The 16354-nt window shown below is 70.3% G+C and carries 14 protein-coding genes; 3 read left to right on the plus strand and 11 right to left on the minus strand.

All coding sequences use genetic code 11. The annotated features are described in order from the left end of the window. The first annotated feature begins 2 nt into the window (after window positions 1–2). From JIG36_RS28215 to JIG36_RS28225, 3 genes are read left to right on the plus strand one after another with little or no spacing between them, the layout of a single operon-like run. Window positions 3–1202, plus strand: coding sequence for an efflux RND transporter periplasmic adaptor subunit (locus JIG36_RS28215; RefSeq protein ID WP_203379433.1), 1200 nt, complete (start codon window positions 3–5; stop codon window positions 1200–1202). Beyond that, window positions 1199–1903, plus strand: a complete 705-nt coding sequence (locus tag JIG36_RS28220; RefSeq protein ID WP_203379434.1) for an ABC transporter ATP-binding protein — start codon at window positions 1199–1201, stop codon at window positions 1901–1903. The genes JIG36_RS28215 and JIG36_RS28220 overlap by 4 nt, the downstream gene beginning before the upstream one ends. After that, window positions 1900–3105 carry an ABC transporter permease gene (locus tag JIG36_RS28225; protein WP_203379435.1) on the plus strand — a complete coding sequence of 402 codons (1206 nt, stop codon included), beginning with the start codon at window positions 1900–1902 and terminating at the stop codon, window positions 3103–3105. Before JIG36_RS28220 ends, JIG36_RS28225 begins: the two co-directional genes overlap by 4 nt. A 57-nt stretch (window positions 3106–3162) precedes the next feature. On the opposite strand, the gene JIG36_RS28230 is transcribed toward JIG36_RS28225, so the two are convergent. The 11 genes from JIG36_RS28230 to JIG36_RS28280 all read right to left on the minus strand — a co-directional run bounded on the left by JIG36_RS28230 (window position 3163) and on the right by JIG36_RS28280 (window position 16328). Further along, on the minus strand, window positions 3163–3564 hold the full coding sequence (locus JIG36_RS28230) for an ATP-binding protein (protein ID WP_203379436.1): 402 nt from the start codon (window positions 3562–3564) through the stop codon (window positions 3163–3165). A gap of 151 nt (window positions 3565–3715) precedes the next feature. After that, a complete protein-coding gene (locus tag JIG36_RS28235) occupies window positions 3716–4927 on the minus strand; it encodes a pectate lyase (RefSeq protein ID WP_203379437.1) in 1212 nt (403 codons plus the stop codon). A gap of 177 nt (window positions 4928–5104) precedes the next feature. Further along, entirely contained in the window at window positions 5105–5704 is a 600-nt protein-coding gene (locus tag JIG36_RS28240; RefSeq protein ID WP_203379438.1) for a hypothetical protein, read from the minus strand. Window positions 5705–5778: 74 nt separating this feature from the next. Next, window positions 5779–7137, minus strand: coding sequence for a non-reducing end alpha-L-arabinofuranosidase family hydrolase (locus tag JIG36_RS28245; RefSeq protein ID WP_203379439.1), 1359 nt, complete (start codon window positions 7135–7137; stop codon window positions 5779–5781). Between the two features lie 240 nt (window positions 7138–7377). Beyond that, window positions 7378–8139 carry an SDR family oxidoreductase gene (locus JIG36_RS28250; protein ID WP_203379440.1) on the minus strand — a complete coding sequence of 254 codons (762 nt, stop codon included), beginning with the start codon at window positions 8137–8139 and terminating at the stop codon, window positions 7378–7380. Between the two features lie 106 nt (window positions 8140–8245). Beyond that, a complete protein-coding gene (locus JIG36_RS28255; RefSeq protein WP_203379441.1) occupies window positions 8246–9118 on the minus strand; it encodes a helix-turn-helix domain-containing protein in 873 nt (290 codons plus the stop codon). A 75-nt stretch (window positions 9119–9193) separates the two neighbouring features. Further along, a complete protein-coding gene (locus tag JIG36_RS28260; protein ID WP_203379442.1) occupies window positions 9194–11158 on the minus strand; it encodes an alpha-L-arabinofuranosidase family protein in 1965 nt (654 codons plus the stop codon). A 61-nt stretch (window positions 11159–11219) separates the two neighbouring features. Then, the gene (locus JIG36_RS28265; RefSeq protein WP_203379443.1) at window positions 11220–13013 is read right to left on the minus strand and encodes an ABC transporter ATP-binding protein; all 1794 of its coding nucleotides are present in this window, start codon (window positions 13011–13013) and stop codon (window positions 11220–11222) included. Beyond that, window positions 13010–13822, minus strand: coding sequence for an ABC transporter permease (locus JIG36_RS28270; RefSeq protein WP_203379444.1), 813 nt, complete (start codon window positions 13820–13822; stop codon window positions 13010–13012). Before JIG36_RS28270 ends, JIG36_RS28265 begins: the two co-directional genes overlap by 4 nt. After that, window positions 13819–14769, minus strand: coding sequence for an ABC transporter permease (locus JIG36_RS28275; RefSeq protein ID WP_203379445.1), 951 nt, complete (start codon window positions 14767–14769; stop codon window positions 13819–13821). Before JIG36_RS28275 ends, JIG36_RS28270 begins: the two co-directional genes overlap by 4 nt. Before the next feature lie 5 nt (window positions 14770–14774). Further along, window positions 14775–16328, minus strand: coding sequence for an ABC transporter substrate-binding protein (locus tag JIG36_RS28280; RefSeq protein ID WP_203379446.1), 1554 nt, complete (start codon window positions 16326–16328; stop codon window positions 14775–14777). Window positions 16329–16354: the final 26 nt, after the last annotated feature.

Raw genomic sequence — 16354 nt, forward strand, 5'->3', positions numbered from 1 at the left:
GCATGCTCACCCCGTTCCGCATGGTGGCCGGCACCACGTCGATCGCCCTGATCGCCGCCGCCGGGGGCTGGATCGCGGCGAGCCAGATCCGTTCGCCCGCCGACGCCGCGGCCGCCCGCCAGGCCCCCGAGGCCTCGCTGATCACGGTCCCGGTCGAGCGGCGGTCGCTCACCTCCCAGGTGGTCACCCAGGGCTCGGTGACCTACGGCCGGGCGCGGCCGATCACGCTTACCGGCACGGTCGCGGCCGCCGACGGCTCACAAATGATCACCAAGTCGTCCGCCTCCGGACGCACCCTGCGCGAGGGGGACGTCCTGCTGGAGATCAACGGGCGGCCGGTGTTCGTGCTCGAGGGGAAGGTGCCGATGTACCGGACGCTGACCCGCGGCAGCGAGGGCGACGACGTCCGCCAGGTGCGGGCCGCGCTGCGGCGGCTGGTGCCGAAACGCCGGCTCGCGGCCTCGGGGGCGGTGAACGACAGCGTGCTGAATGCGGTCCGGGCCCTCTACAAGGAAGCCGGGTATGCGGCCGTCGAGCCGACCACCGAACAACGGACCCGGCTCCGGGAGCTGGAACGGGCGGTGACCGGCGCCGAGGGGCAGGCGCTCGAGGACGCGCGGGTCGACCTGGCGGACTACCGGAAGACGTACGGGGTGAGCATCCCCAGCGGCGAGATCGTCTTCCTGCCGCAACTGCCCGTACGGGTCACCGCGGTCACCGCCCAGGCCGGCACCTCACCGTCCGGCCCGGTGGCCACCGTGGCCGACCCGGCGCTGGTGGTGAACGCGACGGTCGCCACCGAGGACGCCGAGCTGCTCCGGACCGGTCTCACCGCGACCCTGCGGGACGAGAACGGTGGCGAGTCGGCGGCCACCGTGACGGCGATCCGGTCCGCCGGGGACGAGGGCACGCCGATCGTCCTGACCCCGAAGGACCGGGCCCGCGCGGCGGCTCTGACCGGACGCTCGGTACAGGTGTCGATCGAGGTCGGCCGGACCGGGGGAGAGGTGCTCGCCGTGCCGGTGGCCGCGGTCTTCACCGCCTCCGACGGCCAGGCCCGTGTGACCGTGGCCGACGCGACCGGCGCGCGCCGCGACGTGCCGGTCGAACCGGGACTGGCCGCCGGCGGCGACGTCGAGGTCACCCCGGTCGGCGGTGCCGCCCTCGAGGAGGGGGACCGGGTCGTCGTGAGCGGCTCATGACGGACGTCCTCGAACTCGCCGCCGTGCACCGGGTCTTCCCAGCCGACCCGCCGGTGACCGCCCTGGCCGGGGTGGATCTGCGCGTACGGCGGGGCGACTACCTGGCCATCGTCGGTCCCTCCGGCTCGGGCAAGTCGACGCTGCTCAACGTGCTCGGCCTGCTCGACGTGCCGAGCACGGGCAGCTACCGGTTCGAGGGCGCCGAGACGACCACGATGAGCGACCGGCGCCGTACGGGGCTGCGCGGCTCCCGGATCGGGTTCGTGTTCCAGTCCTTTCACCTGCTCATGTACCGCAGCGTGCTGGAGAACGTGATGCTCGGCGGGCTCTACACCGGCGTACCGCTCGCCGAACGCCGCACCCGGGCGGTGGCCGCGCTCGACCGGGTCGGCCTCGGGCACCGGCACCGGTTCCTGCCCAGCCGGCTCTCCGGCGGCGAACGGCAGCGGGTGGCGATCGCCCGTGCCCTGGTCGGCGACCCGGCCCTGCTGCTGTGCGACGAGCCGACCGGCAACCTGGACAGCGCGAACACGGCCTCGGTGCTCGACCTGTTCGACGACCTGCGGGCCGGCGGCGCCACCCTGCTCGTGATTACGCACGACGCGACGGTGGCGGCGCGCGCCGACCGCCAGGTGCGCATCACCGACGGTCGGATCTCGATCACGCCCGCCGCGGCCCGCGCCGACGGGCGGATCTCGTGAAGGCGCGGGACCTGATCACCGAGGCGGTCAGCGGGGTCGGGGCCCGACCGGCCCGTACGGTCCTCACGATCGCCGGTGTCGTGGTGGGTATCGGCACCCTGGTCACCACGTTGGGCGTGTCGGCCACGGCGGGCAACCAGATCGCCGGCCGGTTCGACGCGGTCACCGCCACCGAGATCACCGTGCGTGTGCCGGTGCCCACCGGCAGGAACGCCCCACCGGCCGTGTCGTGGAGCGCCCCCGACAACGTCGCCCGGCTCAACGGGGTCACGGCGGTCGCGGCCTGGTCCCGTACACCCGAAGGTCGTGATCTTCCGGTCCGGGCCAACGCCGTGCGCGACCCGACCCGCATCGTGGACCGGCTGCTGCCCGTGCTCGGCTCGACCGACACGGTGCCGGCCGCGACCCGGTCCACCCTCGCCGCCGGACGGTTCTTCGACGCCGGGCACGTCTGCCGCCGCGACCGGGTGGCGGTTCTCGGCCCGCTGGCCGCCGAGCAGCTGGGACTGACCCGCATCGACAACCAACCCGCCGTGTTCGTCGACGGGAAGGCGTACACGGTGATCGGGATCCTCGGCCCGCCCGGCCGTCCGGACCAGCCGGTGCCGGCCACCGCGGTGATCCTGCCGTGGACCGCGGCCGACGACGGCCTGGGCCTGGGCCCGATCAGCACGGTCGCGATCACCACCGACCTGGGCGGCGCCCAGCTGATCGCCCGGCAGGCGCCGGTCGCGCTCGCCCCGAACGACCCGTCGGGCCTGGAGGTGGAGGCGCCGCCCGACCCGGCCACGCTGCGCAACGGCGTCGCCGGCGACGTCAGCGGCCTGCTGCTGATCCTCGGCCTGGTCTCGCTGATCGTGGCCGCCCTCGGCATCGCCAACGTCACCCTGGTCACGGTCATGGAACGCACCGCCGAGATCGGCCTGCGCCGCGCGATGGGCGCCCGCCGCCACCACATCGCGGTCCAGTTTCTCCTCGAGTCCACCGTCATCGGCCTGCTCGGCGGCATCGTGGGCGCGAGCGCGGGCATCCTGGCGGTGGTCGCGATCAGCGTGGCCCAGCAGTGGACCCCTGTCGTCGACGGCACGCTGGCCGCCACCTCACCCCTGGTCGGCGCGCTGGTCGGGCTGGTGGCCGGCCTCTACCCGGCGATGCGGGCCGCCCGCATGCAGCCGGTCGACGCCCTGCGCGGCCCGGCCTGACCCGGCGGCCGGTCGACGCCCTGCGTGGCCCGGCTTAACCCGGCGGCCGGTTCCCGGTCAGGCCGAGGACAGCAGGTCCTCGTGCAGGGTGATGGGCAGACGGGCCCACACGGTCTTGCCCTGGCTGGTGCGTCGCACGCCCCAGCCGGTGGCGACGGCCGCGACCAGCAGCAGACCCCGGCCGCCGGCTCGGTGGCCGTCCGGTGCCTGGGGTCGTGGCGGTGCCGGATCGTGGTCGGTGACCTGGATCAGGACGTCGTTGCCGACGACGTCGATGCTCAGCACCCCGTCGGAGCGGGTGTGCTGGTTGACGTTCTGGACGAGTTCGCTGATCACCAGAAGAGCATCGTCGACGACGTTCCCGGAAGCGTCTCCGGCGGAGCGTAGAACGTCACCGGCGGCCTGCCGCATCGGTCCGGCCGCCTCACCATTGACGAAGGGGGTCCTGAGCAGCTTCATCGCACGCCTCCCCCTGCTCGTGGTGATTCCTTACCCGTAACGGGGCGGAGAAAGCAGGCGGAGGCCCGGATATCGCAATGTCACCCGGACGGTGACGGTCAAGCGCCGGGTCACGGGGGCCTGGGTGCTGCTCCCGTGACCCGGGGACGGGCTAGCGGTACGTGATGTCGCTCTGGCTGACCTTGCAGTTGCTGTCGTTCCAACCGGCGCCCAGATACTTGGGCTCACTGCCCTTGGCGACGCCCTGGTACTTGCCGCAGACCACGGCGCTCGAGGCGTTGCTCAAGGTGACCCGGGTGATGGTGGCCGTGTCGCCCCAGTTGGAGTTGATGCCGGCGACCATGTCGATGTCGTTCAGCAGCACGTTGTCGATCTTCACATGCCGGGTGTACGAGTTGGTGCAGTTGCCGCAGCCGCGGTAGAGCTTGCCGGAGCCGCTCAGGTAGAAGCCGGAGATGCTGACGGTGCCGTTGCCGTTGTGCTGGAACGTCTTGTCGCTGCCGTTGCGGGCTCCGCCGCCGATGACGTAGCTGGTGCCGCCGCCGGTGCCCTTGAACGTCGCGGCGTCCTCGCCGATGTCGTTCCACCACACGTTGCGGATGGTGCAGGTGCCCTCGCAGTGCACGCCGTCGCCGGCCGGGGAGCCGAGGATGACGTTCTGCAGGGTGCCGCCGTTGGCGATCTTGAACATCGGGTCCTGGGACTCGCTCTGCGAGCCGTCGCCGATGCAGCAGTACGTCTTCATGCCGCCGTCGAAGGTGCCCGAGACGTTGACCGTGCTCGAGATGCTGACCGAGCCCGCCGAGGACGGCCAGGCGCCGGTCGGCGTGCCCGAGCCGCCGGTCGGGGGCGGGGAGGTCGGCGTGGTCGTCGGCGGAGTGGTCGGGGTCGAGCCGCCACCACTCGCGTACGTCTCGAACTCGGCGATTCGCGGCGCGGCCGACGCACTCGTGATGTCGAGGGTCAGCTTCTTCAGCGACGTGGAGCTGAACGAGATCGTGCTCGGGCTGCCGCTGCCGCTGGTCAGGACGGCGCCGGTGTCGGCGTTGAGCAGCCGCCAGGCGCTGATCGAGCCGCCGCCCGAGGCCTGCCGGATGATCGCCGAGGACACCGTGGTGGCGCTGCTCCACTTGACCGAGACGTAGCCGGTCGCGCTCGCCGGTGACCAGTAGGTGCTGGTGCTGCCGTCCTTGACGTTGCCGTAGCTGGTGCCGCTGGCCTTGCTGGAACCGTCGGCGCCGCCGGCCAGGCTCAGGTTGTCGGCCGCCAGGGCCTGGGTGGCCGGCAGCGTCAGCATGATCGCGGCGGCCGTGATCGCGGTGGCGGCCCCGGCCGACCACCGTAGGGCGACTGATCGTTTCATCCCTGTCTCGCTTCCATCGTCGGGAGTGCGTCGCGCCGCCCTTCCCACGACAGGAAAGCGCTTACCTGCGGACGATAGGCATCCATCGATATCAAGACAAGGAGTTGCAGGATTTGCATTTGCGGACGCCGATGCCCCGCGGAGACTCCGCGGGGCATCGGCGATTCGGGACAGGGGTCAGGCCAGGACGCGCAGCGCCTCGATGCTCCGGGCCTGGCCGACGGTGCCGACCTGGATCTGCCCGGCGCGGCGGGAGCACTGCCACTTCTGCCAGCCGGTGTTCTGCACGTGGGCCTGGGCGCAGAGCGGCGTGCGGGTGCTCAGCCGCAGCGCCTCCATGCGCAGCGACCGGCCCTGGGTGCCGATGGCCACGTTGCCGGCCGCGCCGGTGCACTTGGTGCGCTGCCAGCCCTGGTTCTGCACGTGGGCCTGGGCGCACACGCCGCCGAGACGCATGGTCGAGATCGCCAGGGCCTCGAGGCGCAGCGAGCGGCCGACGGTTCCGGCGATCGCGGCCTTGCGGTTGGTCGAGCACCGCCAGCCCTGCCAGCCCAGGTTCTGCACGTGGGCGTTGACGCAGACGGCGTTGCGGTCGCGGCGCATCTGCATCTTGGCCGCGGGGCTCAGCAGGGGAGCCTTGACGGTCGCGACGGGAGCGGGCGGGGCGGCCGGCGCCACGGGTGCCGCGGAGGCCGGGCCGGCGACCGGAAGGGAGAGCGCGGAGACGGCGAGGCTCACCATCGCCGCGTTACGGAGGAACTTCGGAAGTCTTGCCATGGTGATGAGAGGCGCCGGCCGGGATGCCATGACGCGGATCGGGGGCAATTTCCGGCAAATTCCCCCGTACGGGGTCAGCGCAGCCGGGTGAGCACGGCCGGTCGCCACGGGAGCAGGTTGTAGGGGGTGCCGTCCGAGCTGGGACTGCGGCCCTGATAGAGCAGCTGGAGGTCGCACGGGTCGACGGTCATCGTCTGGTCGGGGTTGGCGCGCACCAGGTCGCCGTGGCTGATGTCGTTGGTCCAGGTGGCGCCGCTGTTGGCCTGGCCGGCGAACGGGTTGCTTTCGGTCGCCGCTTGCGGGGTCCAGGTGCCGCCCAAGCTGGTCGCGGTGAACGACCGGAAGTAGCGGCCGTTGGTGCCCATCGCCTCGACCAGCATGAGGTACTGGTTCCGGCCCTGGACCTTGTAGACCTGAACGCCCTCGAAGAGGTTGGCCGTGGTGTCGCTCATGATCGTCGTGTACGACGTGCCGAAGTTGCCGGGGAAGTTCCCGATCGGCATGCTCGCGCGGTAGATCTTGCCGTTGTCGCCGGCGAAGAACAGGTACATGGTGGTGTCGTCGGCGATCAGCGTCTGGTCCAGCGGCGAGGAATCGGTGATGGTGCCGTTGAACAGCGGCTGGTTCGCCGACCAGCCGTTGGCGTTGGTGGGGTCGCTCGACGTCTTGTAGAAGAACGTGGTCGCTCCCCACTGGCCGGCCAGCACCCAGATGCTCCTGGGAGCGAAGTAGAACAGCGTGGGCGCGACGGCGGACGACGACATGGCGTTCTGGGGTGCCGAGGCCATGTCGGACCAGTTGGTGAACGGGCCGAAGGCCATCGAGCCGTACGACTGGCCGGTGTCGGTCGTGGATCCGTACACCAGGTGCTTGCCGTTGTGGATGACGCTGGTGAAGTCCTTGAGCCCGACCCAGCCCTGTTTCGGGGTCGCCAAGGGGCCCGTTGAGCTCCAGCGGTACGACGTGGGCAGTTCACACGTGGCCGGCGGAGTGGTTGTCGGCGGGGTCGTAGGTGGAGTTGTCGGTGTGGTGCCGCCGGTGCAGGTGACGCCGTTGACGGCGAAGCTCGCCGGGGCCGGGTTGGTGCCCGTCCACGACCCGTTGAAGCCGAACGACACCGTGCCGTTGGTGGCCAGCGATCCGTTGTAGCTCACGTTCCGGGCGGTCACCGCCGCGCCGTTCTGCGTCAGCGTCGTGTTCCAGGCCTGGGTCACCGTCTGCCCGGCGCCGTACGACCACGTCAGCGTCCAGCCGCTCATCGGGTCGCCGAGGTTGGTGATCGACACGTTGGCGCCGAACCCGCCCTGCCACTGCGACGAGACGGCGTAGTTCACGGAGCATCCGACAGCGGTGGCCCGTGCGGGAAGCGCGACGAACGCGCCCGCCGACACCAATGCCAGGACGCCGGTCGATACCAGGCCCAACCTAGCCATACCCGGCCTCCTGACATTGGCCCACCATTGACGAACATCAATCAGTTAACGTTCACAGCACGGTACGGGAGCGCTCCCATATTGCCAAGGGACGAGCGCGCTCCAGCCGACCGCGCTCGAGCTGGAACAGGACGCGGGCTCGGTCGGAACGATCCGGCCGAGCCCCGCTGTCAAAAGGTCAGGTGCCGCCTATCGGGCCGGACGCAGCAGTTCCTCGTACGCCAGATCCTGCGCGGGCGGTCAGTTGATCGGCGAGATCATGCCGCCGTTGACGTACACCGTCTGCGCGGTCACCCACCGGGTCTCCGGCGCCGCCAGGAACCGCATCACCGGCACGACGTCGACCGGGTCGCCGAGCTCGCCGCTGATGGTCTGGCCGGCCAGCCACGCCAGCGTCTCGTCGGTCTCCGCGCCGTAGAGGAAGCTGGTCTTCTGCGGCCCCGGGGCGATGCAGTTGACAGTGATGCCGCGGTGCCCGATCTCCTTGGCGAAGGCCTTCGTGAAGTGCTCGACCGGCGCCTTGCTGCCCGCGTAGGCGGAGTAGGTCGGTGCGGTGACCGCGACCTGGGTGGTGACCATGTTGATGATGCGCCCGTTGTCGGCCATCCGCCCGGCCGCCTCCTTCATGAGGAAGAACGGGATCTTGGTGTTGATCGCGATCGACGCGTCGAACTCCTGCTCGGTGGTTTCCTGCAGGGGCTTGCGCACGATGATGCCGGACGTGTTGACCAGGATGTCCCATTGCCCGAACCGCTGCAGGGTGGCGTCGATGAGCCCGGTCACGGTGGCGGTGCCGGTCAGGTCGCCCTGCACCGCGATCGCCTCGGCCCCGCGGGCCTTCATGTCGTTGACCGCTTCGAGCGCCTCCTGCTCGCGGCGCGGGCTGTTGTAGTGCAGGACCAGGTTCGCGCCGTCGTCGGCGAGGGCCTGGGCGAAGAGCCGTCCCAGGTTCGCCGTTCCGCCGGTGACGATCGCGACCTTGCCGGTGAGCTTGCCTGTCATGAGATTCCCTCCCGTACGAGCGGTTGTCGCTTCGCTCCGAGAGTTGCCCCCGTACGGAAGCCGCCGTGCCCCGCCATTGCGGCAAGATCACCAAAAATTGCTGTTCTCAGCGGCGATAGGTCGAGGGCGACACACCGTAGTGCCGTTGGAAGGCCGCGGCGAACTGGCTCGGGCTCCGGTAACCGCACACCATCGCGACCTGCCGCACGGTCATCCGACTGGTGCGCAGCAGCGCGGCGGCGTGCTGCAACCGGATCTGGATCAGCCGGCGGTGCGGGGTCTGCCCGCTGGCCCGGGTGAACATCCGCAGGAAGTGGTGCTTGCTGAGGTGGACGAGGCCGGCCAGCGTCTCCAGATCGAGGTCGTCGCCCAGGTGGGCCTGCATGTGGTCGAGAACCAGCCGCATGTCGCGGTCGCCCAGGGCGCCGGCGTCCCGCACGATGCGGGAGCGCTGGGCCGGGCCGGCCAGCCGGCGGTGAACGAGGTGCACGACGACCGACTCGGCGACGGCGTCGGCGTACAACCCGGGCGCTCTCTGGTCGAGCGCCTGGTCCAGGGCCGACAGCGACGCCGACACGTACGGGTCGTCGACCGTCAAGGTGTTGAGCCCGGCCAGGTCGTCGTGCGGCACCCCGAACGCGTCGAGCGTCTCGTGCACCGCCGCCGGCCCGATCCGCAGATGCAGGGACTCGAGCGGCTCCTGACCGCTGGACCGCCACCGGAGAACGTTGTTCCAGCCCGGGGTGGTCAGCCCGACCGAACCGGGCGCGTAGTCGGCCCGGCGCCACCCGCGGCCGTGGCGGCTCTCGATCCTGTATCGGCCGGCGGTCACCAGCACCATCGTGAGGCGGGTGGCGGGCGCGCCGGCGAAACTGTCGAGCTGCCGGGGGTCCTCGACCTTGGCGGCGTCGGCCAGCCGCCAGCCCAGACCGGCGCTGTCGCGCATCGGCCGGCCCGGACCACCGCCGAGGCTCGTCATCGATCTACCGTAACCACGGTTTTCGCCAGGCCGGTCGCCCCGAACGTGAACGTTCGGGGCGACGCTGGTCACCTCTCAGCTGCCGCAGGTGGTGGTGCCGGTCAGCTCGACCAGGGTGGCGCTGTGCGCGGGGAACGTGTGCGTCAACGTGCCGTTGCTGGTCGGCGCCTGGGACCGCTGGATGCTGATGTCCGTGGGGTGCTCCGGCGCGTTGTACGACTCGACGCTCGCCGCGTTCAGCGTCGACACGGTGGCCGAGCCGGTGGCCTGACGGCCGGTCAGCGTGACGGTGGCGCTGATCGGGTTGGCCGGGTCCCGGTTGAGCACCATCAGGCGGTTCTGGTTGCCGGCGCAGACCGAGACCACCCGCAGCGCGCCGTAGTTGCCGTTGGGGGAGGTCAGCGACGGGTTGCCGGTGACCGTGGTGCTGACCGCATGGCTGCCCACCATCGACTTGTACAGGCTGAACAGCGCGGCCCGCCCGGTGGTGAGGAACTGCGGCCCGCTGCCGAACATGTTGGCCGGGTCGAAGCCGCCGTTGTCCAGGGGCAGATCGGCGGTGTTGGAGTTGATGGACAAGCGCACGTTGTTCTCGATCTGCCCGGCGAACTGCCCGCCCAGATAGAGCACGTGAGCCAGGCGGGCCTCATAGGCGGGCTCGGGGAAGATCAGGGTGCCGTACTCGGTCACGACCAGCTCGGGTCGCGCCGCCGCGGCGGGGAACTTGGCGGCCAGGCGGGTGCGGAAGTCGCGCAGCTCGGCGTCGCGGTTCACCGTGGCGTACTGCAGGTTGTTGTAGCGGGTGGGGGTGCCGTCGGCCGGGGGACTGCTGTAGGAGTGGATGCCCAGGCAGTCGTACGGGCGGGTGCCCATGGCGTCGATGAACCGGGGCTGGCCCCAGCCGGAGCAGACCTCGATCGACGGGTCGACCTTCTTCATCGCGTCGCGGTAGGCCAGGAAGCCCTGGTGGATGCCGCTGACGTATTCGAACGAGAGGGTGGCCCCGGCGGGCGGCTTCGCGCCGTGCGTGCCGTCGCCGAAGTGCACGCCGCCGTCGGCGCGGGTGATGCGGTAGACCTGCGCGTTCGCGGCCTGGTTGGTCAGGACGTTGACCCGCTTCCAGACCACGCCGTTGACCTTCAGCACCGGCTCGAGGATCGGCTCGCCGACGCCCGGTTTGCCGATCGCGTCACCGGGCAGGGCGATCGGCGCGAACCGTGCGCGGTAACTCTGGTTCGGCTGCCCGTTGGCGGTCTTGCGGTTGGCCAGGTCGCAGCCGCTGAAAAGACCGTCGTTGTTGGCGTACGGCGCATTGGCCGCGGTCTGCCGCTGCCAGCCGCCCTCGATGAACTGCTGCACGCGCACGGCCGGATCGGTGGACCGCCAATAGATCTGGTCGTTGTGGTAGGGCTCGTTGCCGTATTCCCAGTAGTGGATCCCGTACGGCGCCGGGTGCCCGTTGGCCGCGCGGACCTCGGCCCAGTCGGTGCCGCCGTTGGGGTTGGTCGCCGCGCCGTCGGCGGGCGAGTTCATGTATTCGACGTAGTTGGCGGCGTCGGCGGCGGTCCGGTTGATCGTCGGGACCATGATCTGGGTCCGGCCGCCGATCGCGTCGGCCATCTTCTCGTTCTCGTCGGGGCCGAACCGGCTGTCGGTGGGGGAGAACTGGCCGTTGGCGAAGCCGCCCGAGGTCTGGCAGCCGCGCTGGGCGGCCCGGCCGATCGCCTTGGTGAAGTCGAACAGGTTGGCCACCGTGCCGCCGGGATAGCGCAGCATGTCGAGGCCGGCGTTCTTGCTGAGCGACACGATGTTGTCGGCCGGGCGGCCGGCGGCGCTGTTCCAGACGCCCTTGCCGTCGTCGGGCCAGCGCTGGTTGGAGCCGATCATCGCGGCCGGGATGTCACCCACCGGCACGCCGTCGTTGGTGACGTAGCGGTTCGGGCTCACCGCGATCTGCACGGTGGCGGCGGCCGCGGCGGGTTGGGGGACCGAGGTGGCCAGCAGGGCGGCCACGACGGCGGTACCGGTCAAAACGCGCATGGATTCCTCCACTTGTCGACGGGCCGCGACTCCGGGCGGGTCACGACCGGGGATCGTCGCTCTACCTCCCTCCGATCGCGCTCAACTCGCCGGGGAAATGGCAGGCCGCGCTCCGGCCGGGGGAGACCTGGAGCAGCGGGGGCTTGTCGGTGCGGCAGATCGCGCGGTTTGGGCGGGCGATCGGGCCGATCGGGCAGCGGGTGTGGAACCGGCATCCGGGCGGCGGGTTCAGCGGGGTCGGCACCTCGCCGCGCAGCACGATGCGTTCCCGCTCCCGCTCGACCTGAGGATCAGGTTCCGGTACGGAGGAGAGCAGGCTCGCCGCGTACGGGTGCAGGGGCGCCGCCGTCACGTCGTCCGACGGCCCGCTCTCGACGATCTCGCCGAGATACATCACCAGCATGCGGGCCGACACATCGCGTACGGACGCCAGGTCGTGCCCGATGAACAGATAGGACAGGCCGAGCCGGGACTGCAGGTCGCGCAGCAGGGCGATGATCTGCGCCTGCAACGACACGTCGAGCGCGGCCACGGCCTCGTCGCAGACGATCAGTTCGGGCTCGACGGCCAGCGCGCGGGCGATGACGATGCGCTGACGCTGCCCGCCGGAGAACTCGTGCGGATAGCGACCGGCCGCGCTCGCCGGCAGACCCACCAGCTCGAGCAGTTCGGCCACCCGCGACGGGCCCGAACCCCGTACGCGCAAGGTTTCTCCGATCGCCTGCCCGACCGTCATCCGGGGGTTGAGCGAGGACATCGGGTTCTGGAAGACCAGCTGGACCTTGCCGTTGTACGAGCGCTGGGCCGCGCCCCGCAGACCGGTGACGGGCCTTCCGCCGTACGAGATCAGGCCCGAACTCGGCTCCTCGATGCCGAGCACGAGTTTGGCGATCGTGGACTTGCCGCAGCCGGATTCGCCGACCAGCCCCACCGTCTCGCCCCGGCCGACGTCGAACGACACCCCCGCCACGGCTTGCAGCGTGCGTCCCCGGGACTTGTACGCCTTGGTCAGGTCGAGCACCTCGAGCAGCGGTTCGGGCTGTTCCGGAGTGGGCAGGGCCGGGCGCGGGCGGCGCAGCGAGGGCGTGGCGGCCAGCAGATCCTTGGTGTACGTGTGGCGGGGCGCGCTGAAGATCTCGTCGGTGGTGCCCTGCTCGACGATCTCGCCGTTGAACATGACGGCCACCCGTTGGCACAGCCGGGCCACGATGCCCAGGTTGTGCGTGATCAGGATGACCGCGGTGCCGTTCTCGCGGTTGAGCTCGGCCAGCAGCTCCAGGATCTGGGCCTGGATCGTCACGTCGAGCGCGGTCGTCGGCTCGTCCGCGATGATCACCTTGGGGTCGCCGGCCAGCGCCATCGCGATCATCACGCGCTGGGCCATGCCGCCCGAGAACGCCAGGGGATGGTCGGACAAGCGGGCCTCGGGGTCGGGGATGCCGACCCGGGTCATCAGCTCGACCGCGCGCTGCTCGGCCGCCCGCCTCGGCATCCGCCGGTGGGCCAGTACGGCCTCGGTGAGCTGCGCCCGCACCTTGAGCAGCGGGTTCAGCGACGACACGGGGTCCTGGAAGATCATGCTGAGTTCGCCGCCGCGGACCGCTCGCATCTCGTTCCCGCCCAGCCCGAGCAGGTTGCGGCCGTCCAGCAGCACCTCGCCGCCCTCGATGCGGCCGGGCCGGCGCACCATGTTCAGCAGCGACAGCGCGGTCACCGACTTGCCCGAGCCGGACTCGCCGACCAGGGCCAGGGTCTCGCCCGCGTCGAGGTCGAAGCTGACGTCGCGGACCGCCTCGACCGGGCCGTCGGCGGTGTGGAACGTGGTGACGAGGTTGCGTACCTCGAGGAGTGTCATCGCCGCAGGAGTCCTTTGTTGAGGCCGTCCCCGATCAGGTTGAACGCCAGCACCAGCGCGGTGACCACGACCATCGGCGCCAGGGCATAGAGCGGGGAGCGGTCGAGGAACGTGATGCTGGTGCGCAGCAGCGAGCCCAGCGACGGTTCGGGCGGGCGCACGCCGATGCCGACGAAGCTCATCGCGCCCTCGATGAAGACGGCGAGCGAGAGGCTGAGCGCGGCCTGCACGACCAGTGCGTCCAGCGCGTTGGGCAGCAGGTGACGGAACAGCAGCCGTACTGGCTGCACACCGACGATGCGGGCGGCGGTCACGTAGTCGCGGGTCTGCAGGCTCTTGACCGCGTTGCGGGTGAGCCGGCCGAACAGGGGCACGTTGACCAGGCTCACGGTGATCAGCACGGCGGGGAGGCCGGGCCCGATCACGGCCGCGACCGTGACGCCCATGACCAGGCTGGTGAAGGCCAGCGTGACGTCGAACAGCCGCTGGATGACCGTGTCGAGCCAGCCCCACACGGTGCTGACCAGCCCGAGGACCGTGCCCGCGACCGCGCCGATCGGCACGGCGACCGCCCCGACCAGCAGGTCCTGACGGATGCCGTAGAGGACCCGGCTGAACAGGTCACGGCCGTATTCGTCGGTGCCCAGCCAGTGCGACGCCGACGGCGGCAGGAACGTCTCGGAGGTCTGTGCGTACGGGGAATGGGGTGCGAGCAGCGGCGCCAGCAGGCCCGCGCCGAGGATCACCACGACGACGGCCAGGCCGATGACCGCTTCTTGAGAGCGCAGTCCGCGCATCAGGCCGTTCATGCGCGCTCCATCCGGATGCGGGGGTCGATCGCCGCGTCGATCACGTCGGTGGCGATCTGCACGACGATGAAGACGGCCACCGCGATCAGCAGCAGATCCTGGGTGAGCAGGTAGTCCCGGCCGGTCACGGCCTGCAGCAGCAGCTGACCGACGCCGGGCCAGGCGAAGATCGTCTCGACGATGATGGCGCCGCCGAGCAGCTGGCCGATCTGGATCCCGAGCACGGTGGTGACCGGCGGCAGCGCGTTCGGCACGACGTGCGCGGTCATCAGCCGCCGGCGGCGCAGGCCCTTGGCGATGCCGGTCTGCACGAAGTCCTGGTCGAGGGTGTGCCGCAGCGAGGCGGCCAGAAAGCGGGCCAGCGTGGCACCGGTCGGCAGGCTCAGCGCGACCGCGGGCATCAGCAGGTATTGCACGCCGATCTCGAAGTCGCTCAGGCCGGGCCCGACGCCGCCCGACGGCAGCACCCGATACGTCACGGCGAAGACCAGGATCAGGAGCACACCCGTGACGTACGTCGGGACGGCCACCCCGAGCGAGGTGAGCGCGCCGAGCACGTTCTGCACCGCGCGGTTGCGCACGGTTCCCATCAGATAGCCGAGCATGCTGCCGCCGACGACCGCCAGCAGCAGCGCGCCCGCGGCCAGCAGCACCGTGTTGCCGAGGCTCTCCCCGATCAGCTGGGCGATCGGGGCGTGCAGGATGTACGAGGTGCCGAGGTCGCCGGTGACCACGCCCTTGAGCCAGATCAGATACTGCGTGATCAGCGGTTCGTCCAGGCCGAGGCTGCTGCGGATCGCGGCCACCGTCTCGTCGCTCGCGTCCGGCCCGGCCAGGGTGGCCGCCGGATCACCGGACGACAGCCGCAGCAGGAAGAAGATGGCGAGCGAGGCCGCCAGCAGCACCACCAGGGCCGCCGGCAGCCTGCGCAACAGATAACGGAGCATCACTTCTACTTCGCCAGCGACGCGTCGTCGAGGTCGAGGTAGTCGAGCATCGTCCACTCCAGGCCCTGCAGCTTGCTGGTGGTCGCGAAGGTGTGGGTGCTGGTCACCAGGTCGCTGACGAACTGCTGGTCGAGCAGGAAGTCGTTGACCTGCGCGAGGGCCTGGGCGTCGGGTTTGCCGGGGCTGAACCAGACCTTCTCGGCGAGCTGCTGGTAGTCGGGGCTCACGAAGGACGAGGCGTTCTTGGTGAAGTTGAACGGGAACGCGCCGCCCAGCAGCGTGGCCGGGCTGATCTGGCCGAAGCCGTGGGCGGTCAGGAACATGCCGTCGAAACCGCCCGAGCGCAGCTTGCTCAGGAAGTCGCTGGCCTGCAACGGCTGCAGGTTCGGCTTGAGCCCGGCCGCGGTCAGGTCGAACTGGACGATCTCGGCCAGGCCGTTGTTGGGCCCGAAACCGGAGTCGTAGTAGACGTTGACCGTCTTGCCGGTCGCGCCGGCCTCCTGCAGCAGGCTCTTGGCCTTGTCCACGTCGTGCGTGAAGTGCTTGGCCTTGGCCTGGTCGTAGGCGGGGGAGCTGGGCGCCCAGGGCAGCGAGGTGACCTGGCCGATGCCGCCGTAGACCTGCGAGAGGATGCGTTCGCGGTCGATCGCGTACGAGATGGCCTGCCGCACCTTCTTGTCGCCCAGCAGCGGCACGGTGACGTTGTAGCCGGCGTAGGCGACCGAGTCGTTGGCGTCGGACTCGACGAGCTTGTACGCCGGGTCGTTCTTGATCGTGGTGGCGTCCAGCGGCGCCAGGTCGAGCGCGAGGTCACTCTGCCCCGCCTTGAGCGACGACAGCATCGACTGCGAGTCCCGTACGACGGTGATGGTCACGCCGTCGAGCAGGGGCTTGCCGCTGTCCCAGTACTGGTCGTTGCGCTTGAGGTCGAAGCCCTGGCCGGGCGTGTACTTCTCGACCTTGAACGGGCCGGTGCCGTTGAACGACTTGCCGGCGAAGATGTCGTCGGCCGTCTTCGGGTCGATGATCGGCATCATCAGGAACAGGTCGAGCGTGTTGCTCATGGCCTGCTTGAAGGTGATCGTCAGCTTGGTGTCGCCGTCCGCCTTCATCTCGGCGATCTGCTTGGCGATGCCCTTGACCTGCGAGGCGACCTCGGCCTTCTGGATGATCTCGAGGTCGGCGATGACGTCGGCGGCGGTGAAGGCGCGCCCGTCGTGGAACTTCACGCCCTCGCGCAGCGTGAACGTGAGCGTCTTGCCGTCGCCCGAGGTCTCCCACTTGGTGGCCAGCTCGGGCAGCGGCTCCAGCGTCTTGTGGTCGTACTGGATCAAGGAATTGAAGACCGTGCGGGTCAGGCTGAAGTTCGGATTGTTCTGCGACATGAGGGTGGCCGGCTGGACGTCGGCGCCCTGGACGATGCGCAGCGTGCCGCCGCGCGACGGCGTGCCGCCCGCGTCACCCTGCTGGTTCACGGCGGAGGTGCACCCGGCGGCGGCGAGGACCAATGCCACCCCGGCGGCGGCCACTGCGGTGGCGCGTGGCTTCAGTGCGATCATCGTCACACCATAGTTACCGCCTACAA

Source organism: Paractinoplanes ovalisporus, assembly GCF_016834655.1.
GTDB classification, from domain to species: Bacteria; Actinomycetota; Actinomycetes; order Mycobacteriales; family Micromonosporaceae; genus Actinoplanes; species Actinoplanes ovalisporus.

What these genes read in the sequence shown, in the direction of transcription:
- JIG36_RS28215 (WP_203379433.1), top strand. Translation starts at nt 3, where the DNA reads ATGCTCACCCCGTTCCGCATGGTGGCCGGCACCACGTCGATCGCCCTG.
- JIG36_RS28220 (WP_203379434.1), top strand. Translation starts at nt 1,199, where the DNA reads ATGACGGACGTCCTCGAACTCGCCGCCGTGCACCGGGTCTTCCCAGCC.
- JIG36_RS28230 (WP_203379436.1), bottom strand. Translation starts at nt 3,564, where the DNA reads ATGAAGCTGCTCAGGACCCCCTTCGTCAATGGTGAGGCGGCCGGACCG.
- JIG36_RS28235 (WP_203379437.1), bottom strand. Translation starts at nt 4,927, where the DNA reads ATGAAACGATCAGTCGCCCTACGGTGGTCGGCCGGGGCCGCCACCGCG.
- JIG36_RS28240 (WP_203379438.1), bottom strand. Translation starts at nt 5,704, where the DNA reads ATGGCAAGACTTCCGAAGTTCCTCCGTAACGCGGCGATGGTGAGCCTC.
- JIG36_RS28245 (WP_203379439.1), bottom strand. Translation starts at nt 7,137, where the DNA reads ATGGCTAGGTTGGGCCTGGTATCGACCGGCGTCCTGGCATTGGTGTCG.
- JIG36_RS28250 (WP_203379440.1), bottom strand. Translation starts at nt 8,139, where the DNA reads ATGACAGGCAAGCTCACCGGCAAGGTCGCGATCGTCACCGGCGGAACG.
- JIG36_RS28255 (WP_203379441.1), bottom strand. Translation starts at nt 9,118, where the DNA reads ATGACGAGCCTCGGCGGTGGTCCGGGCCGGCCGATGCGCGACAGCGCC.
- JIG36_RS28260 (WP_203379442.1), bottom strand. Translation starts at nt 11,158, where the DNA reads ATGCGCGTTTTGACCGGTACCGCCGTCGTGGCCGCCCTGCTGGCCACC.
- JIG36_RS28265 (WP_203379443.1), bottom strand. Translation starts at nt 13,013, where the DNA reads ATGACACTCCTCGAGGTACGCAACCTCGTCACCACGTTCCACACCGCC.
- JIG36_RS28270 (WP_203379444.1), bottom strand. Translation starts at nt 13,822, where the DNA reads ATGAACGGCCTGATGCGCGGACTGCGCTCTCAAGAAGCGGTCATCGGC.
- JIG36_RS28275 (WP_203379445.1), bottom strand. Translation starts at nt 14,769, where the DNA reads ATGCTCCGTTATCTGTTGCGCAGGCTGCCGGCGGCCCTGGTGGTGCTG.
- JIG36_RS28280 (WP_203379446.1), bottom strand. Translation starts at nt 16,328, where the DNA reads ATGATCGCACTGAAGCCACGCGCCACCGCAGTGGCCGCCGCCGGGGTG.